This window comes from Tunturiibacter lichenicola (assembly GCF_051013355.1).
GTDB classification, from domain to species: domain Bacteria; phylum Acidobacteriota; class Terriglobia; order Terriglobales; family Acidobacteriaceae; genus Edaphobacter; species Edaphobacter lichenicola_F.
On sequence record NZ_CP132944.1, the window covers coordinates 517,860 to 543,494 of the forward strand.

Consider the following 25,635-nt stretch of genomic DNA (forward strand, 5'->3'; position numbering starts at 1 on the left):
GTTTACCAATCACCTTAAACTTTTGCCATTCTGAGCGTAGCAGAGAGAATTCCTGCATTTCGCTTTTGCTGCTGCTTGTTTCTTGCTTGTCATTCCGCAGCGAAGCGGAGGAATCTGTTGTTACCACGTGCGCCGCGAGATCACGTCTGCAAAACTCCCGGATTAAACCTTGCCACCTGCGGATTCAAACTAGCCGCCTCCAGCGCAGTGATCAACACGTCCCGCGTCTTCACCGGATCAATAATCGCATCGATCCAAAGCCGCGCTGCACCATATCTCGGATCGGCCTGCGCATCATACGAAGACTTGATCTCGTCATAGAGTGCCTTCTTCTCCTCCTCCGAGAGCACCTTTCCCCCACGCTCCATTTGCTTCGCTCTCACCTCGGCCAGCGTATTCGCTGCGCTTGCACCGCTCATCACCGCATACCGCGCCGTCGGCCACGCGAATAAAAATCGCGGATCATAAGCTTTCCCGCACATCGCATAGTGCCCCGCGCCAAAGCTCCCGCCGACAATGACGGTTATCTTCGGCACAACCGAAGTACTCACCGCAGACACCATCTTCGCGCCTGCGCGAATGATCCCACTCCACTCCGCATCCTTTCCCACCATGAACCCATTCACATCATGAAGAAAGATCAGAGGAATTAAATTTTGGTTGCAATCCATAATGAACCGCGCCGCCTTCTGCGCACTCTCGGTATAGATCACTCCGCCAAACTCCGTCCGCTTCTCCCCTGCCTGCGGACCAACTGCCACCGTCTGTGACTGATGCATCTTCTGGTTCGCCACAATTCCCACGGCACGACCGCCAATTCGCGAATACCCACACAGCACCGTCCGTCCAAAATCCGCTTTGTACTCATCGAACTCCGACCGATCGACGATCCGAGCAATCACTTCGCGCATGTCATATACATTGCTGGCAGCCTTCGCCGGATCGGGATCGATCAACCCGTACAAATCCTCCGCAACAAACTTCGGCGCGTCCTTAGCAGCGTCATAGTCGACAACACTAAATGGAGCCTTCGCCGGCGAACCGATCTTTCCCACCAGCGAGCGTAACCGAGCAAGACACAAATGGTCGTTCGGCTCTTTGAAATCCACTGTCCCCGAGATCTCAGCATGCATAGCCGCCCCACCCAACTCCTCCGCCCCGGTCTTCTGTCCAATCGCCGCCTGCACCAACGACGGCCCGGCCAGAAACAGCCCGCTGCCTTCCGTCATCAATACCGTATCGGTCATCACCGGCAGGTATGCGCCGCCCGCCACACACATCCCCATAATTGCAGTGATCTGCGGCACGCCAAGCGAACTCATCACCGCGTTGTTGCGAAATACTCTGCCAAAGTCGTCCGTATCCGGAAACACATCCTCCTGAAGCGGCAGAAATACTCCAGCTGAGTCCACCAGATACAGTGTCGGGATCCGATTCTCCAGCGCAATCGTCTGCGCGCGCAGTACTTTTTTCGCTGTCATCGGAAAAAACGCTCCCGCCTTCACCGTCGCGTCATTCGCGACGATCATGCACAGCCGTCCGCTCACCCTTCCCAGCCCAGTCACCACTCCGGCTGCGGGTGCCCCGCCGTACTCCCCGTACATTCCATGCGCCGCCCAAAGCCCAAGCTCCAGAAACTCCGAACCTTCATCAAGCAGCAACGCCAATCGCTCACGTACGGTCAACCGGCCCTTGGCCTTCTGCGCCTCTGCAGCCTTCGCACCGCCACCCAGCCGAATCTCACTCTCCTCAGCGCGCAACGCCGCCATCAGCACCCTTAGTGCCGCCTGATTCGAACCAAACCGTGCCGCTTTCACATCCAACTTCGACCCCAGCAAACTCTCCAACTTCAATCCTCCGCCCCTGCATCGTTCAAAAACATGTCAGCTTAGCATCTTAGCTATACATTGCACTCACCGTCTTGCCCGAACACGTGTAGGCTATCTTCGATACAAATCCAGATCATTTATACGGAGACGGAATGACCATCCGCACTCAGCTTGCAACCCTGATCCTACTCGCCGGTACGCCCCTCTTATCCACTCTTGGAACCGCCCAAACCGCCCCGACCGACCTCGATAAATCCATCGATCTCTCCGTCAGCAGTCACGTCAAGGTCCAACATCTTTTAACCGAGCTTCAACAAGCGGTCTCTCAACACAACGCCGCTGCCGTCGCCGCGCTCGTCCACTACCCCATAAAAGTCAATCCGGGCAAGCACCCCATCACCATCAAAAACCCGAAGGCATTCATCAAGGACTACGACCAAATCATCACGCCAGACATCGCAGCCGCCATCTATAAGCAGAAATACGACGCTCTCTTCGTCAACTCTCAAGGTGTCATGATCGGCGACGGCGAAGTATGGATCACAGGCTTCTGCCTCGACAAAAACTGCAAAAACTCAGACATCAAAATCGGCACCATCCAGGACACCAAAAACCTAAAACCGTAACTCGTTGCATAGTTCAAATCTGTGAGAAGTAAGTGCTGTCCCGCCTCTGCTATATCTTCGAAGGAAGATGCTTATACCTAAGCAACGGACCGACGCACTCCTCGTCATCGACGTCCAAAGCGACTTCACGCCCGGGGGCGCCTTAGCTATAGCAGATGGCGACACCATCATTCCCCTTATCAACACCCTCGCAAAGAAATTCGATCACGTCATCCTCACCCAGGACTGGCACCCCGCCCAGCACATCTCTTTCGCGACCACCCACTCCAACAAGCAACCGTTCGAAACCATCGAAGCTCCTTACGGTCCCCAGACCCTGTGGCCCGAACACGTCCTCCAACACACAGAAGGCGCAGCCTTCCACCCAGATCTAAAAATCCCACACGCCGAGCTCATCCTACGCAAAGGATTCCGCCGACACATCGACAGTTACTCGGCGTTCCTCGAAAACGACCGCTGCACCCCGACAGGACTCGCTGGCTACCTTCGCGAACGTAACCTACAACGCCTCTTCCTCTGCGGCCTCGCCTACGACTTCTGCGTCTGCTTTTCCGCCATCGACGGCAAAGCCCTCGGCTTCGAAACCATCGTCATCGAAGACGCCTGTCGACCAGTCAACTTACCTGGCTCCGTCGACGCCACCAACGCCGAGTTGGCCACAGCCAGCATCCCTCGCATTCGCTCAAATGACCTGCTGACGCGCTAGTCGGCTGACCCGCTGCCCGCGAGTCCCAACTCGCCAGCCCGAGCCTGCATCGCCCGTAGACAGTTCCCTACGTGCTCCTCTACGCTTAGCCCCAACAGCTCCGCACCACCGGTAATATCCTCTCGCAGCACCGCCCGCGCAAACGCTTTGTCCTTCATCTTCTTCTTCACGCCAGCCACCTCGACGTCATGAATTGACTTACTCGGTTTTACCAGCGCACACGCGGTCAGAAACCCTGCAAGCTCATCGCAGGCAAATAGCGCCTTATCCAGATGCGTTTCCCGCGGCGTCCCAGAGTAGTCCGCATGCGCGAGAATCGCATGAAGCACCACTTCTGGCCACCCCAACTCGCGTAGCCGACTTACGCCCACAAACGGATGCTCATCCAAATTAGGGTGCCGCTCATAGTCCATATCGTGCAGCAGGCCCGCGCTCGCATACATCTCGACCAACGAATTGGCGTCAGCCCCACTCAGCCCCAACCTCGCGGCCTCCAGCGCACCATATGACTCGGTACAAATGGATACCGCCATGCCGTGCTTCCGCAAACTCTCGCCCCTGGTCCATTCTTGCAACAACTCCAATGCCTGCGCTCGCCCAAACTCTCCAGCCATCCAGCACTCCCCTCTTTCTCTCGCCTAAGCTCTCGCTTCCACCTTTACAAGTTACCAACTTGGTTCATCTTCGGTTTTTTTAGGTCTTTTTAGCCGAATCAGCGGGTTTCCCCTTGACTCCAAAGTACACCAGTGTCAATCTAGGCACATCACACGCTCCGTTATCGGACATGTGTGGGTCCTTGCTCTGGGTCCCTTCGCTACAAGACAACTTATGGCAACCATGATGGCACCTGTCGAACAACGTGAGGTACTACGTTGCGACCACTGCAGTTTGGTGCAGTTCCGGACAGCCAACACGCTGTGCCGCCGCTGCCACAAATGCCTCGAGGTCGAAGAGCCCGAACCGGCTCCCGCACCACTGGCGCTGGTTCCCCCACCCACACCCCAGGAAGGCGGCCTGCAAGTAGCCCACGCCGTTCGCGACCTGCGCCACGTGCGCAATCTATCGCAGCGTCAGCTTGCAGCGCGTATGGGAGTGCCACGCACCTATATCTCCAAGATCGAGAACGGCAAGGCCATGCCAACCCTGTCCTCGCTCGACCGTCTCGCCCGCGCTCTCCAGGTCGACATCTCCGCCCTGCTGCGCGACTCCAACACACGTCACCGCGATGAGACTGCGGTCCTCATGACCGATCCATTCCTCGCCGAGATCGCACTGTATACATCGCAGCTCGACGAACTGCAACGCTCCATCTTCTTGAACCATGTTCGCGAGCTCGCCGCCGGACGCCGTCGTACCGCCTAGATAGCGGCCTGCAGCTCCGATCGCCACCTCCATGGAGAGCGCTGTAACCAACAAAAGCGCTCTCCTCTCCGTCCAGCGCTCATGAGCAAAAAGCTGCGCTGAGCGTTACTACAACAAAAAACTCCACCCAGGTCCAATCGATGGGCAGCTAAGTCATCCGAAAACGGGTAGCCCATGCGACCGGCGATTGGCTGAGAACAACCGCAAGTTCTGGCACAGATCCGCGTCAATGATCACTTTTTAGGCTCTTCAAGATAGAGGCGTTCATTGCACACCCCACATCGGTGTGCTAGCGTCAATATCTGCGAGGTCGCTTTGCGCGCATCAACACCTTTATCGAATCACAGCCGCGTCCCTAATCGCAGCCATGAGCTCTCTCCGGACGAGCAGAGTATCTACCGCCAGCTAGATCCAGCAAAGATTCCCCAGCATATCGCCATCATTATGGACGGTAATGGCAGGTGGGCCGGCAAACGCGCGCTCAAGCGCTTCCTCGGCCACCAAAAGGGTGCCGAATCCGTGCAGTACGTGGTTGAAACAGCCTCGCGTATCAACCTGCCCTGGCTCACCCTCTACGCTTTCTCGCTTGAAAACAACCTCCGCCGCCCAAAATCTGAGGTCAGCTTCCTGATGAAGCTCCTCAAGAGCTACCTCGTCGGCAACGTGAAGCGCATGAACGACAATAACGTCCGCATGGCATATATCGGCCGCACCCACGACCTCCCGCAAGAGGTTCAGGACACCATGCAGTGGGCATCCGAAGCCACGTCAAAGAACACCGGCACAACCCTCACCCTGGCTCTCAACTACGGTGCCCGCTCCGAGATCGTGGATGCAGTCCGCAGCATCCTCACCGATCTCACCACCGAAGCCCACACCCGCGGCTGTTCCGTCGAGGATCTCCTCGGTGCAGGCGCTCTGGAATCCCTTGACGAGTCGAGCGTCGCTCGCGCCCTCTACACCGCGCACATGCCCGACCCCGACCTCGTCATCCGCACCTCCGGCGAACAGCGCATCTCCAACTTCCTCCTCTGGCAGATCGCCTACTCCGAAATATTTGTCACCGACCGCCTCTGGCCTGACTTCAACGGCCTCCATCTTCTCGAAGCGATCAACGCCTATCAACACCGCGAACGCCGCTTCGGTGGCCTTGGCGAAAGCTTCACCGACGAAGACCTCGACAACCTGCAACCTGCAGAAGAGGTCGCCGCCGAGATCAAGGATCGCCTTATCCCCAAATCAGAGACTAAGTCCGAAGCAAAACCCGACGCAGTCCTCACTCGCCGCTGAAATTTTCTACCCGCGACAAGCCGCGTAAAAAGAGCGCATACTCCTGCGGATATAATCTCTCTAAACCGTGCAACCTTTTTACTATCAGCGCATTTAGCACATTCACGATACAACTTCCCTTGACTTCATGGTTTCAATGAACCAGAGGAAAAGAAGTCAAAGGAAGGAAATCATGAATACCCTGTTACGTAAGCTGCTCTGCTTTTCTCTTGCCTCGGTTCTCGTCTCCACTCAACTGGCTCTTGCTCAATCAACTACCCCGACGGACCCCGTCCCATCCCAGATCCAACAAGCCCAAACCATCTTCCTCACCAACTCCGGCGCCGACCCCAACTTCCCCATCGACGAAACCAAAGCCTTCAACGATGTCTACGCGGCCCTGCAGACCTGGGGCCGCTACAAGCTCGTCAACTCCCCAGATCAAGCCGATCTCGTCTTCAAGCTTAAAGACATCGCCCCTATTACTGATGTGACCGGGAATCGCGTGGGCGTCTATTCCGTCTCCAGCCCAGCCTTTCAGCTCACTATCCTCGACCCCAAATCCCATATCGCTCTCTGGACCATTACCTCGCCCGTAAATGTTACGGGTAAGAACCAGGTATTAGCGCGCTGGGTCACTATCGCGGAGACCAATCTTGTAAGCCGAGTCAAGGTCGTCGCCGGTCAGCCGCTCTCTTCAGACGAGACTGCTGACCTCACCACCGCCCCCAAATACCACACCACCAGATCAATACTGATCCTCACCGGGGTCGTCGGCGGCGCTGCCGTCGCAGGTGTACTTATCGCGCACCACGAGTTGGCCAATCAGAAATCCTCGCAGGATGCCTTTTGCAACGCAAACAACATCCCTCTATCCCAGTGCGCGGGCGGCTAACCGCCCTGAGTCTCGAATCAACTAGCCTAAAGCAACCCGCCCGGACCGTCAGTCACGACGGTTTCGGGCAGCTGCTTCAACCCGCGGACAAACTCCCCCAACGCCGGACGAACCGTGGCAAACATCGGGTCATTGCTCTGCATCAGCGCAACCTCTGAAAACAGCTTCAGGCCAATGCCAAGAGATGCGACCGTATCGCCATCAAACGGCAACCGAGCCCGCATCCGCTCCACGATCCCAAGAATGTCGTCATGGTTTGCGGCTTCAAAGGAAAGAGTCCGTCCTTCCACCGGCTCTCCCTTCGCTCCCGTCAGCGCTTCAACCGTAATTTTGTAGCGGTAAGAGTTCATCTCAAGCCCTCTCGATCTGCTTCGCTGCGGCATCGATGATGTCGGTGATCGCATGAATCTGTTCGGTTGTCAGCGGTCCCTTTTTCATTCGTAGCGCCATGCGAAAGTTTTCGACTGCCCGTTCAATCTGCGGCGCGCGATCGCTTCCCTGTTCGCTGCGTGTCCGATCCATCCTCGCGAAGATCGCTTCTACCATGGACTTGTTCTCCGCCAGCGACTTTGAGCCCTCCTCGGTAATCGTGTAGAGCTTCCTTGCGCCGTCCGAAACCACAGTTGCGTGTCCCATCTCTTCGAGCATCGTCAGCATCGGATACACCACGCCCGGGCTCGGTGCATACGTCCCTCCCAGCCGCTCCTGAATGGACTTGATGATCTCGTACCCGTGGCTCGGCTTCTCTGCGATCTGTTGCAAAATCACGTACCGCAGGTCCCCCGCACCGAAGAACCGCATCGGCCCTCCTCGACCGCCGCGAAACCCATGCCGCGCACCTCCGAAATCGCCAAATCCTCCCCGATGTTTATCGTCCCTATGTCTCTCTCCGCGGCTTTCTTCTTCTCCGCAGAAACCTCTGAAATGTTGATGTAGTATTCTCATGTCCAGATAGTAATAAGATATATCTAAACATGTCAAGATATAAAATAAAATATATTCCGATCATTCGATATATCCTGTTCAAGCCAGCATGAAACGCATTCTTACCGCCACAGTCCTCATCCTCGCCGTCTTCGCTCTCATCTTCTTCGGGCAGCTCTGGATGATCACCCTTTTCTCCGCTATTGTGGCCGAGCTGGCCGCCTACGAATATCTAAAACTTGCCGCAGTCGGCGCCGAAGCCCACGGTGCCACCCTCCGCATCCCCGTCTGGTGGATGGCCCTTGGCACCGCCCTCGCCTTCGTTGTAACGCTACCCAACGTGCCGGTTGAATCGCAGTTACCAGTCCTCAGCGGTCTTACCCTAATCCTCTTCGCCTGGAACGGATTCCGCGCCCCCCTTATTCAGGTACTACCCGACACAGCCCAAGGCCTCTTCGGCCTCATCTACATCGCCTATCCACTCACCCTCGTTCCTCTCCTCTGGAAGCAAGAAGACGGTCCCGCCCTGGTCCTCTTCCTGATGGTCTGTGTCTGGACAGGCGACATTGCCGCCCTTTACATCGGTCGCGCCTTTGGCAAGCGCAAGCTCGCACCCCGCCTGAGTCCGGGCAAGACATGGGTTGGCTCCATCGCTTCGATTGTCGGTAGCATGCTGGCAGCCAGCATTGTCATTGCCATCGCCGACGCCCTCACCGCTCGCGGCAATACCCTTCTTCACATCTCCGAACCAATCTGGCAGTCGCTCCTGCTCGCTGCGATCCTCAACGTCGCAGCCCAGCTGGGCGATCTGCTTGAATCAGCCATCAAGCGCGGCGCTGGCGTCAAAGACTCCGGCACCATGCTTCCCGGTCACGGCGGCATCCTCGACCGCATCGACGCGCTCCTGCTCGCTGCTCCCGTCCTCTGGTTCGCCCTGCTGCTGAAAGACCACTTCAATCTTGGCCGCTTCTAGCTACTCCATCCGCCAACGTCCAAGGTCAACCTACTACTTTTAACAGTTATCGACTTCGGGCTCCAACAAGTAGCTTGGTGCCAGCAGGTCGAGGACTTACGGCGTCGGCTACCTCTGCCCTAATAGGGCTAAGGTCCAATTGTTCCGCCTGTACGATAGGCCTACCGTCTGCCTTGCACATGATCTAGCCAAACAAATCTGCACTTTCACCCGAAAAATTCGCGAGGTAGAAAGAAAAGATATGAGCTTATTCGAGAGATCTTCCCCCCACTCGGCTCCAGAGTCTTCACCCACCCCTCAGCCTGATTCGAAACTAACCTGGCTCATTCCTAAGACGACGAGCAAGCTTGCGATCTTGACCGCGACAGTAGCGACCATCCTCTCTTTGCCAGTCGGATCGCACGTCTTCGCAAAGAGCGGACAGCAGCCCGAAGCAAAAGAGGCGTCCTCCAACCCAGCTTCCTCCATCGATCCCGACGCCATAGATGCGGTAAAAAAAATGGCCGCCTATCTACACACGCTAAAGTCGTACCAGATCATCGACAATGTCACCGAGGATGACGTCCTCGACGACGGATTGATCGTTCAATCCACCAGCAAGGTCGATTACCTCCTCGCACGGCCCAATCGTATGCGGATCGAGGTCACCTCCGACGATCAGCACAGGCTATATCTTTACGATGGCAAAAACTTCACCGTCTGGGGTAAGCTCGTCAACTATTACGCTACCGTTCCCGCCCCGCCAACCATCGGTCAACTCTTCGAAGACGCCATTGAAAAATACGACATCGAACTGCCCTTGTACGACCTCTATAACTGGGGCACAAAAGACGACGATATCAAAAAGATCAAAACCGCAATCGACATTGGCCCCAGCGCAGTGGACGGTGTCACCTGTGAACACTATGCCTTCCACCAGGAAGGTGTCGATTGGCAGCTCTGGATTCAGCTCGGAGAGTTTCCTCTGCCGCGCAAGCTCGTCATCACGACCCTGACCGACGAAGCCAGGCCGCAGCACAGCGACACGCTCACCTGGAACCTCGCACCGTCATTCAACGACGGCGCCTTCGCCTTCGATCCGCCGCCTGATGCCAGGCGCGTCATCCTCGAAGGTGAGAACTCCGACGCCACAAAGACAGGAAAATAAAGGGATATCTATGAAGCGATCAACTCAGCTCTTTGCCGTCTTCGCCATCGCCATCCTGGTATCTGGAATGACACTTTCCGCCCAACGCGGAGGCCGCGGAGGTGGTGGCGGCGGCGCGCGGGGTGGTGGTGGAGGCGGTAACCGTGCCAGCGCCAGATCCAGCGTCAACTCCCCCCAAACCCGCAACGTTAACCAGAACCGAAACAACAACGTAAACCGCAATAACAATACCAACATAAACCGCAACAACAACGTAAACGTGAACCGCAACGTCAACGTAAATGTCAACAACAACTACCACGGTGGCGGGTACTACGGTGGCGGAGGTTATTACGGTGGTGGTTGCTGTTACCACCCCGTTGCAGTTGCTGCTGCAGTCACAGCCACGGCAGTCGTAACGGCCGCAGTCGTCGGTTCCATCGTCAACCAGCCGCCCGCTGGCTGCGTTACTACAATCGTCAACGGACTTGCCTACCAGCAGTGCGGAAGCACATGGTATCAGCCACAAATGTCAGGAAGCTCGACGACCTATGTCGTCGTTAACGCACCAAGATGACCGAGCCAGCCCTCGAACGCCAACTTCGAGGGCTGGCTGAAGCTTTAGAGGCTGAGTAAAGACTCATCTCCGCTCGTAGTCTTCAAATCTGCGAAAATAAAGAACGTGAAAAAGTTAGCGATCCTCGGCTCGACCGGCTCGATCGGCCACAGCACCCTCTCCATCTGCGAATCCTTCCCCGACCGCTATCAAGTCATCTCTCTCGCCGCCGGCACCAACATCGACGTAGCATTCGCTCAGTGCCTGCGCTGGCGTCCAAAGGTCATCTCCCTCGCCACTGAAGGCTTAGCCACGACTCTCACCGCCCGTCTCAAAGCCGAGGGCGTGACCAACATCGAGATCGTCCACGGCACAGCAGGTAGCGTCTACGTGGCCACCTTGCCCGAGGTCAACTTCGTCGTCTCAGCAATCGTCGGCGTGGCCGGCCTTGAAGCCACCTACGCGGCAGTCTGCGCAGGCAAAACCATCGGCCTCGCCAATAAGGAGTGCCTCGTTGCCGCCGGCGAGCTCATCATCGCCGCTGCAAAACAGCACAGCGTCGCGCTCCTTCCCATCGACTCCGAGCACAACGCCATTCACCAGTGCATGCGCGGCGGAACCGCAGCCGAGGTCAAGCAGATCTGGCTCACCGCCTCCGGTGGCCCGTTCCGCAACACCCCCCTCGCCGACTTCGAGCACATCACCCCGCAGCAAGCACTCAAACACCCGACCTGGGTCATGGGACAACGCATCACCATCGACTCCGCCACCATGATGAATAAGGGGTTCGAGGTCATCGAAGCCTGCCGCCTCTTCAACCTGCCCGCAAAGCAGGTCCGCACCACCATCCACCCTCAATCCACCGTCCACTCGCTGGTCGAGTTCGTGGACGGCAGTATCCTCGCCCAGATCTCCGTCACCGACATGCGCCTCCCCATCCTCTACGCCCTCGCTTACCCCGAGCGCGTCGCCGTAACCGACAAGGAAGCGCTCACCTTTGACCTCACCACCCTCAGCCAGCTCGACTTCTCCGTTCCCGACTTAAGCCGTTTCCCTTGTCTCCGCCTCGCCTACGAAGCGGCAGAGGTCGGCGGACAGGCCTGCATCGCCCTCAACGCCGCCGACGAGATCGCCGTGGCTGCCTTCCTCGAAGGACGTATCCCCTTCCTTGGCATCCCGCGTACAATAGAGACTGTGCTGCAGCTAACATCCGGTAAACATCCGGCGTCTATCCTCGATGTGCTAGATGCAGATCTTGCCGCGCGTGAGTGTGCGCGCGAAGTGATTGCCCGCCAATTAACCGGCGCCCGAAGGTAGCAATAAACTCGAAGCAAAGGTAACGAGGTCCCGCTCTCTCCATGTCAACAATCATCCAGCTTGCCATCGTTCTTGGCATCATGGTTCTGGTCCATGAATTCGGCCACTTCGCCGTTGCCAAGCTCTGCGGCATTCGCGTCGAAGTCTTCTCCATCGGCTTTGGCAAGCGTCTCTTCGGCTTCCGCCGTGGCGACACGGAGTACCAGATCGCCGCCGTGCCCCTCGGCGGTTACGTCAAAATGGCCGGCGAGATGGGTTTTTCCGGAAACGAACTCTCTCCTGGCAGCGTGGCGCCCACTGACCCAGGCGACTTCAACGCACATCCACGCTGGCAGCGTATCCTCGTAGCCCTCGCTGGTCCCTTCGCGAACTTCATCCTCGCTCTTGGCCTCATGACCGGCGTCTCCATGCTCCACAACGAGGTGCAGGAGTTCATCGATGGCCCGGCCAACACGGATTACATCGCGATCAATACGCAGGCCGCAAAGGCCGGCATTCGCAGCGGCGATACCATCGTTCACTACGACAGCATTGAGAACCCCACGTGGGATCAGGTTGGCATCCGCTCGCTTCTGAATCTTAATCAAACCATTCCGTTCTCTTTTGTTCATGACGGTCAGCGCTCGGACACCAAACTCTTCATTGAATCCAAAGGTGCGCCGGACGACTTCTCGCTCGACAAATTGGGACTCGTTCCGAGGATGCAGGCCACGCCTGTCCAGGTCGACTCGCTTGAGCCGACGATGCCCGCGGCTCGCGCCGGTCTTCAGCCGCACGACAAGATCCTGAGCATCGACGGCCTCCAGCTTCACTCAGTTCAGGCTTTGCTTGGATATCTGCAGGACCAGGCTGGAAAACCCGCTTCCTTACTCATCCAGCGCACTGGTGCGGACGGTGTCGCTCAGACGATTCCCATCCAGATCACGCCTGAGCTTGCAGAGACTCCTGGTGGGCCTAAGGAGAAGGATTATCGGCTTGGTTTTGTTGCGGTTCAGCCGCCGGTGAAGGTTGAGCGTCTGCCTCTGGGCAAGGCAATGGCTGCGTCGTGGCAGTTCAATAAAAAGGGTTCGCTGCTGATTGTTGAAGTTCTTAAGCGGCTGTTTACGCGGCAGGTTTCGGTCAAGAGTCTGCAGAGCCCGATAGGGATTGGACAGCAGATTCATCAGGCTGCGCAGATGCCGGGGTGGATGCCGCTCATCGGATTGATGGCTTATATCTCGTTGAATTTGGGGATCTTCAACCTGCTCCCCATTCCGATTCTCGATGGTGGCATGATCCTGTTTCTGTTGATCGAGACGATTATGCGGCGGGATGTGAATCAGCAGATCAAGGAGCGGGTGTATCAGGTGGCCTTTGTATGCCTGCTGGCGTTCTTCGCGTTTGTGATCTTCAACGACCTGACGAAGCTGAATCTCTTCACCAAACTCAAACCGTAAATCTGAAGATTTTCGCAGAAAAATTTACCCCGGCTCGAGCCTGACTCGATCCGGGGTTTCTTCGTTTTTGCTGGTGTTTTTGAGGGGTGTTTTGGAAAAAGTGTGTTTTTAACGTGGTGTTTCGATGGTGAAAACGTGGTGAGTTGCATGGTGAATGTGGTGCGTTGACGACCACTTTTTGAGCCGCGAAAAATACGCCACCATATTCAACTATTTTTTGCGTTGTGCGACGAAGCCTGACGCAGCTCAGCGACGATCTCGCCGACAGCCTTGCGTGCGTCATCTTCCCTGTCCGGCGGGAAGCTGATTGCTCCCACGCGGGCGTGGCCACCGCCGCCGTAGCGCTCGCAGATCGCCGCCAGATTTACCAGCGCAGAAGGAGCTAGCTTGGTCCACGGATTTGTACCGACCGACACCTTGGTGCGAAAGCTCGATTTGCTCAGCCCCACGTTGTACGTCGCGTCCGGATGCAGGTAGTACGGAATGAATTTGTTGTAGCCCTCTGTCGGCTGGTCGGTGATGTCGAACGTAATCACGCCCTCATCGACCGTAGCGCGTTGCCTGATCAGCTCCAGCGCTGCCCAATGCCGCTCCATCAACGGCCCCAGAAGGGCCTGCACGAATTCTTTGTCGAGAACCTGTTGAAGACTCATCTCGGTAAGCAGTGGAATCAGCCGCGGTACCAGAGTGTTGTCCGGGGAGCTCTCGATTACCATCGTCAGCTTCATCGCAGGCTCGGCCATCTCGACTGCGGCCTTCGCGCTCTCATAGCGAGCGCCATCGACTATATCCGCCCACTTGATCAGCTCCAGCACGGGTGCGGTGTCGAAGCCAAAGTTGACCTGCGCGATATCGGCGATCAGGCTCGTGCATGAGATGTAGTTCGGGTCGAAGAACTTTCGCATCCGCTGCGATCCGTCGGCCTGGCCAGCCTCAAAATTCTTCTGGTCTTCCGGAGTGAGGAACGCGCTCTGATGATGATCGAACCACCACGTCACCTTCGGCGAGGCGGAGTATTTGAAGTCCACGATCGCATTCTCTTCGCTGCTGAACGCACTCTCGTCAAACAGCGCTCCAGCGCGGTGGACCAGACCGTGATAGGAGTACGAGTCGGCCGTCTTCACGCGTTCCCTGTGGAACCGCGTGAACAGCGAAGCCGAGCAGGCTCCATCGAAGCACTTATCGTGATAAAAGATTTTGCAGTCCAAGCGACGATCTCCCGTGCTCGACACCTCTCTTACAGGTGCGAAGACTCCAGCATAGCGCACATGGTATGCTCTGCAGCCAATCCTCCCTGCGGAACTTCCGGTTGCTCAGCCGCGTATACAGTTTCAAACCAAGAGGACACCCATTGGATACTCATCAGATCGAAGCTCTCTTCTCGTCGGACGAGAACACGCAGCCACCAACCACGCCGCATAGCGAGCCACCGTCTGCGTGGCATCGTGTCTTCTTCGGTCCCGACGGGCTGCGAGCCGGCTGGAGCATTCTTATCTTCATCGCTCTCTTCGCCGGATACCTCTACGCGGCCAACATCATCTCCCATAAGATTCACCCGCCTACGCACCACGGCGCGTCGGACAATACCTTTTCGCCAACAGTCATGTTCATCAATGAGGCTATTCCACTGCTGGGGGTTCTTCTCGCCACCTGGATCATGGCGAAGATTGAACGTCGCCGCGTTGGGGCCTACGGTCTCGGCGGTACGCGCAAGGCTCCTCACTTCATTGCTGGTCTTGCGTGGGGCATTACGTGTCTTACACCACTCATCTTGATTTTGTGGAAGGGTGGCTACCTGGTCTTCGATAGCCGTCTTCTCTTCGGCAGCGACATCGTACGCTACGGAATCTGCTGGATTGGCGTCTTCTTCGCCGTTGGTTTGCTTGAGGAGTACTTCACCCGCGGGTATCTCCAATACACCCTCACGCGTGGCTTTACCGGGCTCTTCCGGTCAGTCTTCAAGACGCGTAATAGTGAGGCGCTTGGCTTCTGGACCTCTGCCGTGATCTTTTCTGTCCTCTTCGGGGCCGCTCACGGCAGCAACCCCGGCGAATCTCCAATCGGCTTGTTTACTGCGAGTCTCGCGTCGATGATGTTCTGCCTGAGTCTATGGCGCACAGGCTCTCTCTGGTGGGCGATCGGCTTTCACACATCATGGGACTGGGCCCAATCCTTCCTCTACGGGGTAGCCGACAGCGGGACGATCGCAGAGCACCGATTTCTTGCCACTCATCCGGTCGGCAAGCCTCTTCTGAGTGGAGGCGCCACTGGCCCTGAGGGCAGCGTCTTTATTCTTCTCATCATTGCGCTGATCGTCGCGGTGATCCTCGTTACCCTGCCGCGCACCCATGCAGGCTATGAACGTCTGCCTGCGGAAGACGTCGAGCTGTAGCCAGCATCAGGCGACTGACCCACCCTGGTACCGGCTGTAGGCGAGATCCAGTTCACGTTCCATCGTACGCAAGACGTCGTCGCCGATACGGCCTTTGTCCCTAAGACCGATCAGCGTGCGCCGCTCGGCCTGAAGCGCCTGATCCATGATTGTGCGCAACCTGAAGATGGCTTCGGTATCGACAGCTTCGAGTTCTCCGTCGCCGCCTCCACCAACCGCAGCCAGCTTGTGGCGGTAGCGATGGATGATGTCGTCGTACAGGTGCTCGGCGCCCTTGCCTTCGATCTTTCGCCCCTCTTCGAGCTGGTGAATCGCGGCTGCCAGCACAATTCTTCGCGCTTCTTTTTCTTCCGGATCCATACCTGGCGAACCTGCCAGTCCGAGCCTGCGAATGAGCGCGGGCAGCGTCAGTCCCTGAAGCACAAGCGTTACCAGAATTACGCAGAAGGCCAGAAAGACGATCAGATTTCGCGTCTCCGGCGGCCTTCCGTTTCCCAACACCTCCGGTACTGAGATCGCCGCAGCCAGAGCCAGAACGCCGCGCATCCCGGTCCATCCCACCACGAACACCTCTGTTTTTTTGAGCGGCTCCTCTTTGTGGCCCATACATTTGTTGCCTAGAAACTCTGCGATCTTGACTGCTGGAAACACCCACATCATCCGCAGCAGGATCAGCACGAAGGTGAACACCGCGCCATATAAGATCAGGGTTCCTGTCCCAAACTTTCCTCGTATACCAGCGAGCACATACGGCAACTGCAGGCCAATCAGGACAAAGACGAGGCCGTTCAGCATGAAGGTCAGCGCATCCCACGCTCCGTTCACCTGCAGTCGCACCGACGGCGAAAAGAAGTTCACGCTCTGCCTGCTTAAGTAGAGGCCGCAGACTACGACAGCGAGGACACCGGAGGCGTGAGCGCGTTCGCCCGCGATATACGCGGCATACGGAACGACGAGGCTGACCACCAACTCGATCGGTCCGTCGTCGATGAACTTCTCCAGCCATCCCACCACAACGCCGATCAGCAGACCGATTACGACACCACCCACGACGAGAGTGAGCAGCCGCACCGCACCACTCGCAACCGTGGGCGATTCTCCGCGAAGAATGATGCCAAGGCCCATCTCCAACGCCAGCAGGCCGGTCGCGTCGTTCAGCAGACTCTCGCCTTCTAGGATGTCGACGATTCTTCTTGGCAGCCCGATGCTCTTCGCGATGGATGTTGCTGCAATCGCATCTGTCGTCGCGACGACGGCGCCCAGCAGAAATCCTGCTTTCCAATCGAGCGCTGTGATGAAGTGATCGGAGAAGAGCGCTACACCCCACACGGTGAAGGCAACGAGGCCAAACGCCAGCAGACCGATCACCACTCCATTTCGTTTGAACTCTCGCAGCGACGCCGACCACGCCGACGCGTACAGAAGCGGCGGGAGAAAGATCACGAACACAATATCCGGATCGAGCGGGATGCGCGGCATACGCGGAAAGAAGCTGATGACCAGCCCCGCGATGACGAGCACGATGGGATATGGCACCTTCAGCCGGTTCGCCATCACGGCAAAGAACGCCACCAAAACCAGCAGCAGCAAAATCAGTATCTCTACTGCATGGAAGCTCTCACCCAACTCCATCGCCAACCCTCCGTATCGTCTCGTCCGGCCATCGTAGATCCCTACGCTTCGTAGCGTCGTCCTCAGTAAAACAAATTAAACTCCAGCGCGCTGATTTCTCAAGCCCTTAATGCCAGAACGATGTGGCTTTCGAGCTATTTTCAGGCTTGCTCCATTTACACTTCGGTCAGGCCATGAACCCGTACGAAGCCATCTCCGCCGCTACTACTCCCGAAGAAACCCGTGCCGCGATGCAAGCCCGACGTCGCCTGAGACTCGTCCGCATTGTCGTTATCTTTACCGTGCTGGTGGTCGTAGTCGCCACAATCGGTTTTTTCTACGGTCGCCACTGGACGCGCCAGGCGATGCGCGATGCTCTGCCTCAGCTCGACGGATCCATTTCTATCTCGGGCCTCTCGGCTCCTGTCACGGTGCTGCGCGATAGCCATGGGGTTCCGCATCTCCGCGCCAGTACGCTCGATGACCTCGTGATGGCCCAGGGGTACGTGACCGCGCAGGACCGGCTGTGGCAGATGGATGCTCTCCGCAGGCACGCCTCGGGAAACCTCGCGGAGATCCTTGGAGCGTCGCTCATCGCACATGATCGCGCTCAGCGTACGTTGCAGATTCGCGCTGCCGCCGATCGCGCGTTGGCCATATTGCCGCCCGATCAGCTTCATCTTCTGGAGAGCTACGCTGCCGGTGTTAACGCCTCGATCGCCACGCAGAGCGCCCACCTTCCGCTTGAGTTTCGCCTGATTCGCTACCAACCCGCTCCGTGGACGCCGCGAGATTCGCTGCTCGTCGGCCTCGTCATGTTTCAGGACCTTACGACCAGCTTTCCGCAGGAGTTGAACCGCGAGGCCCTGACGGCGCGGCTCCCGGAGAATCTCATCGCCGACTTGTATCCTGTCGGCTCGTGGCGTGACCATCCGCCTGCGCAGCCCATCGTCGATCTCACTGCGCCGCAGACGGATATTCCCGACGTGCCGCTCGACGAATCGCAGACGAAGCTTCGCAGGCCTGCAGTCTCCTCGGCATCGGTCGAAGATCTGCTTGCCTTGCAGCAGACTCTGAAGAACCCCGTCTGCGAAGGCTGCTTTGCTGGCTCCAACGACTGGGTGGTTTCGGGGGCGCACACGGCGACGGGCAAGCCGCTTCTCTCGAACGACATGCACCTCGCCCACAACGTCCCCGGGATCTGGTATCAGGCAGACCTTGAGGCTGGCGATCTGCACGTATCGGGCGTGTCTCTGCCAGGAGTGCCGTTCATCATCGTCGGCCACAACGCTCACGTCGCGTGGGGCTTTACCAACCTCGGCGCGGAGGTGCAGGACGTTTACGTCGAGCACACTCGCGGCTCGGGGAGCACTGGAGAATACGAGGCTGCGGACGGTAGCTGGCACCTGCTCCTTCATCAGCAGGAGATTATCCACGTCAAGGGAGCAAAGGACATCGTGCTCGATGTCCCCGCTACACAGCATGGCACGGCCGTCACGCCGATCATCTCCGGGATCTTTCCCTCAGAGAAGCGCAGCTTGTCGCTCCGTTGGACGATCTACGATCCTGCGAACGTCACCCCGTCGTTTCTTGCGATCAATAGCGCAACAGACGGTGCGAGTCTCGTCTCGGCCTTCTCCACCTTCGGCGGACCTGCGCAAAATCTCGTCTATGCGGACGATCAGCGCCACATTGGATACCACTCGGTCGGCAAGATCCCCATTCGCGGCAGCATCGCGGCGCCCAGTCCCATCAGCCCCGTGCCCGCCGACGCGCTCGACGCGACGCAGGAGTGGGTCGGCACGATTCCCTATGAAAATATGCCGCGATCGCTCGATCCTCCGAACGGCATCCTCGCCACCGCCAACGCTCGCGTCACCAGCGACGACTACCCATACCCCGTCACGCTCAACTGGGCCGCGCCCTACCGCAACGAGCGCATCTGGAAGGTGCTCGCCGAACGATCCGCCGCCACGAAAGACCATCTCACGCCAGCCGATATGCTCACGCTCCAGACGGATGTCTACTCCGATCTCGACCACGTCATCGCGCAACGCCTCGCCTACGCCATCGACCACACCACCAAGCCTGAGTTCACGACCGACAAGTCTGCCGCTAAGCGCCTTCACCAGGCTGCCGACCTTCTCCGCGACTGGAATGGAAGCATGGACGCTGACGCGGCTGCACCCGCCATTGTCGTTGCTACCCGCGCTGCCCTCTGGACTCTGCTGCTCAATCCTCAATTGAAAGGCCAGCCGGAGGCACGGTTCGACCTTCAGCCCAGCTCAACTCCCCCCACAGCCGCATCGCTGTATACGTGGGGCAACAAATCGTACGCCGAAGAGTGGCTGATCATGCACACGCCCAGTCGCTGGCTTCCCTCAACCAATGTCACCTGGGACGATCTCCTCACCGCTGCCGTCTCCAAAGCTCTTGTTGATGCGCACGCGCCGGCAGACCTCACGAAGTGGCGCTTCGGCCAGTTCCACCCCATCGACATCGAACACCCCATCTACAGTCAATCGCCCATTCTGCAGCGCGTCATCGGTCTTCCCATCGGCACGGGCGTTCAGCCTCAGAGCGGCGACGACGCCACGGTCAAACAGGTTGGCCGCAGCTTCGGCCCTTCCGAGCGGTTCACCGCCGACCTCTCCGACCTCGACCACAGCACGTTGAACCTTGTCCTCGGCGAGTCGTCCAATCCTGCCAGCCCGTGGTTCATGGACCAATGGCCTGCGTGGTATCACGGCACAACCTTCCCCATGCCCTTCACCAACGCTGCCGTTGACGCCGCAGCGACTCACACCCTAACCCTTACGCCCCGTTAGCGGCTCCGTGAAGTAAAGGCCTAATCTCTGTCTGGGCATTCACAACGAACAAACCACCTTCTTTCACTCAGAGTATTTATTCAGCCAGACGCACGTCAGAATCCCGTCATACACTAAACAGCAGATGCGACCCTGCCTTATTCTTCTTGCCCTCACTCTTCTCGCAACACAAGCACATGCTCAATGGGACATCGAAGAGTCCCACACCACCGCCAGTTTGCGCGGCATCCATAACGTTGGCGGCGGAGTCGCCTGGGCCAGCGGCACTAACGGCACAGTCCTTCGCACCGAAGACGGTGGCTACCTCTGGCAGACCTGCACCATCCCACCGGGCGCAGAAAAACTCGACTTCCGCGGTGTTCAGGCCTTCGACGAGAACACCGCAATCGTCATGTCCAGCGGCCCCGGCGACCAATCCCGCATCTACAAGACCACCGACGGTTGCCAAACGTGGAAGCTCGTATTCACCAACCCCGACAAAGAAGGCTTTTTCGACGCGCTCAGCCTTATCGCACCGAAGCGAGACGCACTTGGCCGTCCCCTCAAAAGTTCGCATGGTTGGGGTTACGTACTCGGCGATCCAGTGGATGGACTCTTCCGTCTTTTCTCGACGAGAGACGGCGGCGAAACATGGCATCAAAGGCTTGCAACCGAACGAGGAGCAAAGGGGGAAGGGTGCAAGATCGACGACTTCAGGGCGAAGAGGAATGAAGCGGCGTTTGCGGCGAGCAATCAATCGCTTCTTACGCTCACCGGCGATTATCTTCTGTTCGTGAGTGGCGGCTCCGAGCCTCGTCTCCTCTACAATGACGTTTTCTCCTTGGACGGTTCACTCTGCCACGAGTCCATTCACTTCCTCAAGCTTCCTTTAGCAAGCGGTGGGCCATCGTCCGGAGCCTTTGCTGCAGCCCCTACCCCTGACTACCGGGATCGTAGCAATCGCCCCGACAAACTAGTGATCGTCGGTGGCGATTACTTACACCCGGACGATGAGGCAGGTACCGCTGCCACCGTAGTCTCGGCAGGAGTACCTTTCCGGCAAAGCGTGAAGGAAGCCAAAACTCCACCACGCGGCTATCGCTCCTCCGTAGCCTACGACGCAGACCAAAAATTCTGGATCACAGTAGGCCCCAACGGGACTGATATCTCAGATGATGACGGTAAGAATTGGCGTCCGTTGAAGCCCTCAGCTACCGATCCAACCGATGCTGACAAAAACTGGAACGCGCTCTCGCTTCCCTTCGTCGTTGGGTCGCACGGACGTATCGGGAAGCTCCGCACCATCACGCAAAGCGCTCCGGCTGCGCCTGACAAACTCAAGAGTTCGCCATCAAACTAAGTTCACTGCTGCTGTTGGGGTGTGGTTGGCTGCGTGGGCGACGACGTGCCAGTACCCGAAGTCGGGCTCGATCCGAATCCCGAACTAGGCGTCGAACCAAACCCCGAGCTTGGTGTTGAGCCGAAGCCCGAACCCGGCGTTGATCCAAAGCCTGTGCCGCCGGTCGCCCCTGTTCCCGAGTTCATCGACCCTGCCGACCCAAGACTGCCACTTCCCGACGCCGTAGCCGGCCCACCGCCGAACATACTTACATTGGCCTTCAACTGCTCGATCCGAGGATCGTAGATGAACTCCCACGTGTTGTACGTCGTCTGTTCGTTCAACACAATGATCGAAGTCGCTTCCTTGGGAAGCCCCACGCCTACGAACGGCGCTCCGCCTCCCGTAAAGCTCGTCGCCGATTGGCTCGTAACGCCGGGAGAGCCCGAAGTTGTCGCCCCCGAGGTATCGGTTCCGCTCGTAGCTCCACCTGTTGGAGTCGAACCCGCCGTCGGCGAACTTGTGGCTCCCAAGCTATTCGTTCCTGGCGACGAGGAACCAAACGCACTTGATCCTGATGATGAAGAACCGAAGGCGCTCGACCCTGATGACGAAGACCCAAACGCGCTCGATCCAGAGGAAGACGAACCGTACGCACCAGCACCCGGTGATCCGAACGCCGACTGTGAAGTGGAGCCGGTAGCGCCCGCGCCGATCCCGCCAGACGAAGCAAGCCCGGCCGCCGAACCCAGCCCTGGCGCCAGCCCGGTCAGCGGCTTGCCGAAGAATCCCTTTACCGTCGTCTTCGCCTCGCCGACATGAATCAGCCGCCAGTCCGCCTTTCCGGTCATTGGATCGACATAGCGCTGGCGCAGGTAGCGCTGATTGTTTGTCTTCTCGAGCGCCTCCATCGTTGCCGGAAACTGAGCGCCATTCTTTCTGCCGTAGAGCTGGATCGCCCGCACATACTGGTTTCCGCGATGCACTGCCTCGACCTCACGCTCGCGCTGCAGCTCCTTGGACACCTTGGGTGCCGCAATGCTCAGCACCAGCAGAATGAAAAAGATCGCAACGATGAGCCCCACCAGCATGAAGCCCTGCTCACTGTTCGCACCACAGGTCTTGTCCGCGCGTCCGCAATATCTACGCGAATCGAAACCACGATGCCGAAGCCAGGAGCAGACCTTCTTCATCCTCAACCTTTCAACGCGCCAGCAACGGCAGCGTCTGCCGATTGTTATTCGCCATATCCTCCACGACAATGGAGTTCGCCGAGATCGTCAAAATCTTATACTTCCGCTGCACGATCTCGCCATCGGATGCAAGAAACACATCGTCTCCATGGAGCAGAAATGCTCTGCGCGTCCCATCGGCTGCCGTCGCGGTACCGAAGAACTTCAGGTCGATCGGCGGTGGCGGTGGTGGTCCAGGCGGAGGTGGCAGCGGCCCCGGCGGCGGTGCTTTAACCTGTCGTACCGGCGCAATCGGCTTTGGTATATCGATCGGCGCTGAGCTGGCCGAGAAGATATTTCGCCCGCTCCCCGAGTAGACCAGCGACTCCGTTACGAGCATCGGCTCCATGCGCAACGTTGGATCAAGTTGAGCGGATGTCGTCCCCAGCTTCTTTGCTGCTGCACCCGCAACGTTGCCCGCGGGCACGGCAAGCCCAGCTCCGGATGTTGCTGCAGTTGTCGTCTTTACCGGAGCCGTTACGACAACTGGCGGTGCAACCGGCGCCGGGCTGTCATCGCGCAGCTCGTAGTAGAGAACCGAAGCCGCAACCAGCACAAACGCACCGATCACAGCGCCCTTCTTCTGTTGGTCCGCAGTAAGCCGTATCATCGGCGGCCTCCCGCAGAGGGACTCGTGGCATTGCTGTCAGTCGCGCCCTCAGGTGCATCCGTGCTCGTACCAGCCACACTCTTCTCGGAGCCTTCCGTTCCCACCGGCGACCGCAGATACGTGGTCATTGCCAGCCGTAAACCTACGGTTCCACTCTGCTGGCCGGTCAGCGTTACTCCCCTGATCAGGAAGAACATCTTGTCGCGTTCCAGCGAGTTGATTAGCACAACCAGAGGCCGATAGTCCCCGCTCAAGCTCGCGTCGATACGCGCCTCGGTCAGCGCTCCCGCAGTCCCGTCCATCACAGACGAGTAGGCGTACTGAACGCGGGTCAGCTTGACTCCCTGCTTCTTCGCCAGCGCGCCCATCTCACCAGCCATCTCGGCGATGGAGAACGGCAGACGCTGCTTATAGAACTTGTCAGAATCCTTGGTTGCCTGCGCGAGCTTCTCGTCGAGGCCCTCCAGCGGCTGTCGCGCAATCTCCGCGGTCTTCATCGCTATGGTCTGGTCGGCCAGCGCTGCGGCATCATCGCTCGTCGCAGCACGCCACGCGAACGCCATGTGCGCCAGCAGATAAAGATTCACCAGGCCCAGCACCGCCACGCCCGCGATGTGCAGATTGAGGAGCGTGCCCAGTTTCCGCGCCTTCTCGGCCCACTGCCTCGCCGCAACCGCACTCCGTTTCTTCTCAGCTACAGTTGTCATCGCGGCGCTCCCTTCTGCATGGGCGCCTTCACGATGCCGCCCTTTGGTGAGGAGCCTCTCGGACCCTTGGGCCTCGTCTTCTTCACAACTGGCTTTGCAGAATCACTCTCGTCGCCATCCTTCGTCGTCGCAACATCTTTGATTCGCTTTTCGGGAAGCGGGTTATAGCCACTCAGGACATCGAACTGCACTGCACCGGGGGGTAGTTGCAACGCATTCGCTGCATGGCTGCCCTCCTGTGTCTGCGCCTGCTCGGACGCCAGCCGCGGCGAAAGAAACCGTTGCGACGTCTCAAGATTTCTCACCAGCTGCACTGCCTTCTCGCGGTCGCCGCTTACGCGCAGGCGAATATTCACATCGCCTTCCTTCGTAATTACGGGCTCGATGCTCGTCACCTGCACACCGACCGGCAGTACCTTTTCGAGATCCATCATCACAGCCGTCCAGCTAAAACTCTTCCTCGCAAATACGGCATTGAGAAACTGCGAGCGGTCGAGCACGGCCATGTTCTGCGGTTGCCGCATCCTGGCCTCGTTCGCCTGACGCTCATGCTGATACCTCTGCGTCTTCGCCTTCAACGCATTCATCTGCGCCTGCGCCGCAGTGGCCTTCGCGTTCAGCGAGTGCAGGGCAAACCCCAGCCCCACAGCGAGAACACCCAACACCACCATTGCAAGACGGAGCTTTGCGAACAGCGGTCGCAACTCAACAAACGGACGGTTCGCAAGATTGACAGAGATCCGCATCAGTTCCTCAGCGCTCCCCGGACGCCAGCCAGCCAGCCCCGCGGCACGCTCGCCGTCACCGCTCCTGCCTGCATCATTCCTGCATCCACCATCTCGCGCACCCGCAGACCCTCCAGCCCGCTCTCCGCCATCACCGCCGACAACGTCTCCGCTCCCAGCGTCCCAGCTACCAGCAACTGGTCAGGCACCGTCTGCAATGAGTCCTCAAAGTAAGCCGCCGCTACGCTGACAGCCTGCGCGACCTCGCGGGCAGCGGTCTCCATTCCAATCTCACGCGCAACCGAGGCGGGCATGACATCGTCCGCATCAAACCGACCCCATCCCTCTGGTCCGAGCGCCTCCTGCTGCGCCCACTCCTGCGCCGAACTCTCCCGATCCACCAGCGGAATCGCCGTCGATACGACAGTCACCGGCGCGGACACGTTCGCATTCGCGCTCATGTCGACAGAGCGATGCAGCAGCAGTGTCCCCGCTTGCACAATCGCAGTCGTCACCGCACCCAACCCAGCATTCACTACCAGCGAAGGCGACGGCGTCTCATCCAGCCCTGCCAATGCGGCCAATGTGCTCGGCAACACGGCTCCGGGCAGATACCCGGCGCCCAGCACCACCGCCTCATACTCTTCCAACACGGCTTTCGGTATCGCTACAGCCAGCAGCTTGATCGTTCCCTTTTCGTTCGACATCACCTGGTAGCTCACCATGGCGTCATCTGCGTCGAACGGCAACAGCTTCTTCAATCGAAAACGCACCAACGGCAACGCCTCGGCGGCCTTCGAGGGAAGTTGATCGAAGTCCAGAAACAAAACTCGCGCCGCCGAATCCGGCACAACCAAAGTAACGTCGCGCAGCCGGCCCGCGCCCCGCTCCGCCCGCTCAGAGCCGCGCCCCGAAACCACATCGAGCGCCTTCCGCACCGCCGCCGACACGCAAAACGTATCAACAATGTTGCCAACCTTCAGGCCAGGCGCCACCGCGCCATCCGGCAGATCCACCCGCGCCACAGTCGTCAACAGGGCAGCCGCATCTTCAGCCCGCGCTGCCACTATGCCCTCGGCGCGAACCTCTACCGCCAGCCGCGGCCGCGTCCCCAAAGTCTTCGGTAAAATTTCCATTCAGTCCTAGACTACCTTGCTCTATCGATTGCCACTACGTCACCATCGTGGTGCATA

At 58.4% G+C, this 25,635-nt stretch carries 24 protein-coding genes; 13 read left to right on the forward strand and 11 right to left on the reverse strand.

Annotated features, from left to right (window positions below; translation table 11 throughout):
* Nucleotides 1-140 precede the first annotated feature (140 nt).
* Nucleotides 141-1,853: an acyl-CoA carboxylase subunit beta gene (locus RBB82_RS02175; RefSeq protein ID WP_433973479.1), complete on the reverse strand. Its 1,713-nt coding sequence runs from the start codon at nucleotides 1,851-1,853 to the stop codon at nucleotides 141-143.
* Between the two features lie 128 nt (nucleotides 1,854-1,981).
* On the opposite strand from RBB82_RS02175, the gene RBB82_RS02180 reads away from it, so the two are divergent.
* Together RBB82_RS02180 and pncA are read left to right on the forward strand one after the other, a co-directional pair.
* Nucleotides 1,982-2,455 (forward strand): hypothetical protein, encoded by a 474-nt coding sequence (locus RBB82_RS02180; protein WP_433973480.1) that lies wholly within the window; start codon nucleotides 1,982-1,984, stop codon nucleotides 2,453-2,455.
* Nucleotides 2,456-2,522: 67 nt separating this feature from the next.
* Nucleotides 2,523-3,161, forward strand: coding sequence for a bifunctional nicotinamidase/pyrazinamidase (gene pncA, locus RBB82_RS02185; protein WP_433973481.1), 639 nt, complete (start codon nucleotides 2,523-2,525; stop codon nucleotides 3,159-3,161).
* Here the strand turns inward: pncA and RBB82_RS02190 are convergent.
* Nucleotides 3,158-3,775, reverse strand: a complete 618-nt coding sequence (locus RBB82_RS02190; protein WP_433973482.1) for an HD domain-containing protein — start codon at nucleotides 3,773-3,775, stop codon at nucleotides 3,158-3,160. The genes pncA and RBB82_RS02190 overlap by 4 nt on opposite strands.
* 214 nt (nucleotides 3,776-3,989) lie before the next feature.
* Here RBB82_RS02190 and RBB82_RS02195 point away from each other — a divergent pair, with 214 nt between their 5' ends.
* The 3 genes from RBB82_RS02195 to RBB82_RS02205 all read left to right on the forward strand — a co-directional run bounded on the left by RBB82_RS02195 (nucleotide 3,990) and on the right by RBB82_RS02205 (nucleotide 6,687).
* Nucleotides 3,990-4,523 carry a helix-turn-helix domain-containing protein gene (locus RBB82_RS02195; RefSeq protein ID WP_433973483.1) on the forward strand — a complete coding sequence of 178 codons (534 nt, stop codon included), beginning with the start codon at nucleotides 3,990-3,992 and terminating at the stop codon, nucleotides 4,521-4,523.
* 315 nt (nucleotides 4,524-4,838) lie between these two features.
* Entirely contained in the window at nucleotides 4,839-5,813 is a 975-nt protein-coding gene (locus RBB82_RS02200) for an isoprenyl transferase (protein ID WP_433973484.1), read from the forward strand.
* A 172-nt stretch (nucleotides 5,814-5,985) separates the two neighbouring features.
* Nucleotides 5,986-6,687, forward strand: a complete 702-nt coding sequence (locus RBB82_RS02205; RefSeq protein ID WP_433973485.1) for a hypothetical protein — start codon at nucleotides 5,986-5,988, stop codon at nucleotides 6,685-6,687.
* 26 nt (nucleotides 6,688-6,713) lie between these two features.
* Here the strand turns inward: RBB82_RS02205 and RBB82_RS02210 are convergent, their stop codons facing one another.
* A complete protein-coding gene (locus RBB82_RS02210) occupies nucleotides 6,714-7,037 on the reverse strand; it encodes a DUF3861 domain-containing protein (RefSeq protein WP_433973486.1) in 324 nt (107 codons plus the stop codon).
* A gap of 1 nt (nucleotide 7,038) precedes the next feature.
* Entirely contained in the window at nucleotides 7,039-7,488 is a 450-nt protein-coding gene (locus RBB82_RS02215) for a PadR family transcriptional regulator (RefSeq protein WP_433973487.1), read from the reverse strand.
* A 232-nt stretch (nucleotides 7,489-7,720) separates the two neighbouring features.
* Between RBB82_RS02215 and RBB82_RS02220 the strand changes: the two genes are divergently transcribed.
* The 5 genes from RBB82_RS02220 (at nucleotide 7,721) to rseP (ending at nucleotide 13,019) form a co-directional block, all read left to right on the forward strand.
* The gene (locus tag RBB82_RS02220; protein WP_433973488.1) at nucleotides 7,721-8,584 is read left to right on the forward strand and encodes a phosphatidate cytidylyltransferase; all 864 of its coding nucleotides are present in this window, start codon (nucleotides 7,721-7,723) and stop codon (nucleotides 8,582-8,584) included.
* Between the two features lie 241 nt (nucleotides 8,585-8,825).
* A complete protein-coding gene (locus tag RBB82_RS02225; protein ID WP_433973489.1) occupies nucleotides 8,826-9,731 on the forward strand; it encodes a DUF2092 domain-containing protein in 906 nt (301 codons plus the stop codon).
* Nucleotides 9,732-9,741: 10 nt separating this feature from the next.
* Nucleotides 9,742-10,287: a hypothetical protein gene (locus RBB82_RS02230; RefSeq protein ID WP_433973490.1), complete on the forward strand. Its 546-nt coding sequence runs from the start codon at nucleotides 9,742-9,744 to the stop codon at nucleotides 10,285-10,287.
* A gap of 105 nt (nucleotides 10,288-10,392) precedes the next feature.
* Complete coding sequence (locus tag RBB82_RS02235; RefSeq protein WP_433973491.1) at nucleotides 10,393-11,583, forward strand: 1-deoxy-D-xylulose-5-phosphate reductoisomerase; 1,191 nt, start codon at nucleotides 10,393-10,395, stop codon at nucleotides 11,581-11,583.
* 41 nt (nucleotides 11,584-11,624) lie between these two features.
* Nucleotides 11,625-13,019: an RIP metalloprotease RseP gene (gene rseP / locus RBB82_RS02240; protein ID WP_433973492.1), complete on the forward strand. Its 1,395-nt coding sequence runs from the start codon at nucleotides 11,625-11,627 to the stop codon at nucleotides 13,017-13,019.
* A gap of 206 nt (nucleotides 13,020-13,225) precedes the next feature.
* On the opposite strand, the gene RBB82_RS02245 is transcribed toward rseP, so the two are convergent.
* Nucleotides 13,226-14,227 carry a phosphoesterase gene (locus RBB82_RS02245; protein WP_433973493.1) on the reverse strand — a complete coding sequence of 334 codons (1,002 nt, stop codon included), beginning with the start codon at nucleotides 14,225-14,227 and terminating at the stop codon, nucleotides 13,226-13,228.
* A gap of 143 nt (nucleotides 14,228-14,370) precedes the next feature.
* On the opposite strand from RBB82_RS02245, the gene RBB82_RS02250 reads away from it, so the two are divergent.
* The gene (locus tag RBB82_RS02250; protein ID WP_433973494.1) at nucleotides 14,371-15,411 is read left to right on the forward strand and encodes a lysostaphin resistance A-like protein; all 1,041 of its coding nucleotides are present in this window, start codon (nucleotides 14,371-14,373) and stop codon (nucleotides 15,409-15,411) included.
* A 6-nt stretch (nucleotides 15,412-15,417) separates the two neighbouring features.
* Here RBB82_RS02250 and RBB82_RS02255 read toward each other — a convergent pair whose 3' ends face one another.
* On the reverse strand, nucleotides 15,418-17,043 hold the full coding sequence (locus RBB82_RS02255; RefSeq protein WP_433973496.1) for a Na+/H+ antiporter: 1,626 nt from the start codon (nucleotides 17,041-17,043) through the stop codon (nucleotides 15,418-15,420).
* Nucleotides 17,044-17,216: 173 nt separating this feature from the next.
* Here RBB82_RS02255 and RBB82_RS02260 point away from each other — a divergent pair, with 173 nt between their 5' ends.
* Together RBB82_RS02260 and RBB82_RS02265 are read left to right on the forward strand one after the other, a co-directional pair.
* The gene (locus RBB82_RS02260; protein ID WP_433973497.1) at nucleotides 17,217-19,850 is read left to right on the forward strand and encodes a penicillin acylase family protein; all 2,634 of its coding nucleotides are present in this window, start codon (nucleotides 17,217-17,219) and stop codon (nucleotides 19,848-19,850) included.
* A gap of 124 nt (nucleotides 19,851-19,974) precedes the next feature.
* Nucleotides 19,975-21,189: a WD40/YVTN/BNR-like repeat-containing protein gene (locus RBB82_RS02265; protein WP_433973498.1), complete on the forward strand. Its 1,215-nt coding sequence runs from the start codon at nucleotides 19,975-19,977 to the stop codon at nucleotides 21,187-21,189.
* 2 nt (nucleotides 21,190-21,191) lie between these two features.
* Here RBB82_RS02265 and RBB82_RS02270 read toward each other — a convergent pair whose 3' ends face one another.
* The 5 genes from RBB82_RS02270 to RBB82_RS02290 are packed head-to-tail and all read right to left on the reverse strand — an operon-like array spanning nucleotide 21,192 to nucleotide 25,578.
* Nucleotides 21,192-22,361, reverse strand: a complete 1,170-nt coding sequence (locus tag RBB82_RS02270; RefSeq protein WP_433973499.1) for a type II secretion system protein — start codon at nucleotides 22,359-22,361, stop codon at nucleotides 21,192-21,194.
* Between the two features lie 10 nt (nucleotides 22,362-22,371).
* Entirely contained in the window at nucleotides 22,372-23,010 is a 639-nt protein-coding gene (locus RBB82_RS02275; protein ID WP_433973500.1) for a hypothetical protein, read from the reverse strand.
* Nucleotides 23,007-23,717: a hypothetical protein gene (locus tag RBB82_RS02280; protein WP_433973501.1), complete on the reverse strand. Its 711-nt coding sequence runs from the start codon at nucleotides 23,715-23,717 to the stop codon at nucleotides 23,007-23,009. The genes RBB82_RS02275 and RBB82_RS02280 overlap by 4 nt, the downstream gene beginning before the upstream one ends.
* Nucleotides 23,714-24,463, reverse strand: a complete 750-nt coding sequence (locus RBB82_RS02285; protein WP_433973502.1) for a PilN domain-containing protein — start codon at nucleotides 24,461-24,463, stop codon at nucleotides 23,714-23,716. The genes RBB82_RS02280 and RBB82_RS02285 overlap by 4 nt, the downstream gene beginning before the upstream one ends.
* A complete protein-coding gene (locus RBB82_RS02290; protein ID WP_433973503.1) occupies nucleotides 24,463-25,578 on the reverse strand; it encodes a hypothetical protein in 1,116 nt (371 codons plus the stop codon). The genes RBB82_RS02285 and RBB82_RS02290 overlap by 1 nt, the downstream gene beginning before the upstream one ends.
* Nucleotides 25,579-25,635 lie beyond the last annotated feature (57 nt).

Coding starts and splice junctions, on each gene's coding strand:
- RBB82_RS02260 (WP_433973497.1), top strand. CDS start 17,217: ATGAACCCGTACGAAGCCATCTCCGCCGCTACTACTCCCGAAGAAACC.
- RBB82_RS02195 (WP_433973483.1), top strand. CDS start 3,990: ATGGCAACCATGATGGCACCTGTCGAACAACGTGAGGTACTACGTTGC.
- RBB82_RS02270 (WP_433973499.1), bottom strand. CDS start 22,361: ATGAAGAAGGTCTGCTCCTGGCTTCGGCATCGTGGTTTCGATTCGCGT.
- RBB82_RS02205 (WP_433973485.1), top strand. CDS start 5,986: ATGAATACCCTGTTACGTAAGCTGCTCTGCTTTTCTCTTGCCTCGGTT.
- RBB82_RS02275 (WP_433973500.1), bottom strand. CDS start 23,010: ATGATACGGCTTACTGCGGACCAACAGAAGAAGGGCGCTGTGATCGGT.
- pncA (WP_433973481.1), top strand. CDS start 2,523: ATGCTTATACCTAAGCAACGGACCGACGCACTCCTCGTCATCGACGTC.
- RBB82_RS02210 (WP_433973486.1), bottom strand. CDS start 7,037: ATGAACTCTTACCGCTACAAAATTACGGTTGAAGCGCTGACGGGAGCG.
- RBB82_RS02280 (WP_433973501.1), bottom strand. CDS start 23,717: ATGACAACTGTAGCTGAGAAGAAACGGAGTGCGGTTGCGGCGAGGCAG.
- RBB82_RS02230 (WP_433973490.1), top strand. CDS start 9,742: ATGAAGCGATCAACTCAGCTCTTTGCCGTCTTCGCCATCGCCATCCTG.
- RBB82_RS02220 (WP_433973488.1), top strand. CDS start 7,721: ATGAAACGCATTCTTACCGCCACAGTCCTCATCCTCGCCGTCTTCGCT.
- RBB82_RS02215 (WP_433973487.1), bottom strand. CDS start 7,488: ATGCGGTTCTTCGGTGCGGGGGACCTGCGGTACGTGATTTTGCAACAG.
- RBB82_RS02225 (WP_433973489.1), top strand. CDS start 8,826: ATGAGCTTATTCGAGAGATCTTCCCCCCACTCGGCTCCAGAGTCTTCA.
- RBB82_RS02190 (WP_433973482.1), bottom strand. CDS start 3,775: ATGGCTGGAGAGTTTGGGCGAGCGCAGGCATTGGAGTTGTTGCAAGAA.
- RBB82_RS02290 (WP_433973503.1), bottom strand. CDS start 25,578: ATGGAAATTTTACCGAAGACTTTGGGGACGCGGCCGCGGCTGGCGGTA.
- rseP (WP_433973492.1), top strand. CDS start 11,625: ATGTCAACAATCATCCAGCTTGCCATCGTTCTTGGCATCATGGTTCTG.
- RBB82_RS02285 (WP_433973502.1), bottom strand. CDS start 24,463: ATGCGGATCTCTGTCAATCTTGCGAACCGTCCGTTTGTTGAGTTGCGA.
- RBB82_RS02180 (WP_433973480.1), top strand. CDS start 1,982: ATGACCATCCGCACTCAGCTTGCAACCCTGATCCTACTCGCCGGTACG.
- RBB82_RS02255 (WP_433973496.1), bottom strand. CDS start 17,043: ATGGAGTTGGGTGAGAGCTTCCATGCAGTAGAGATACTGATTTTGCTG.
- RBB82_RS02265 (WP_433973498.1), top strand. CDS start 19,975: ATGCGACCCTGCCTTATTCTTCTTGCCCTCACTCTTCTCGCAACACAA.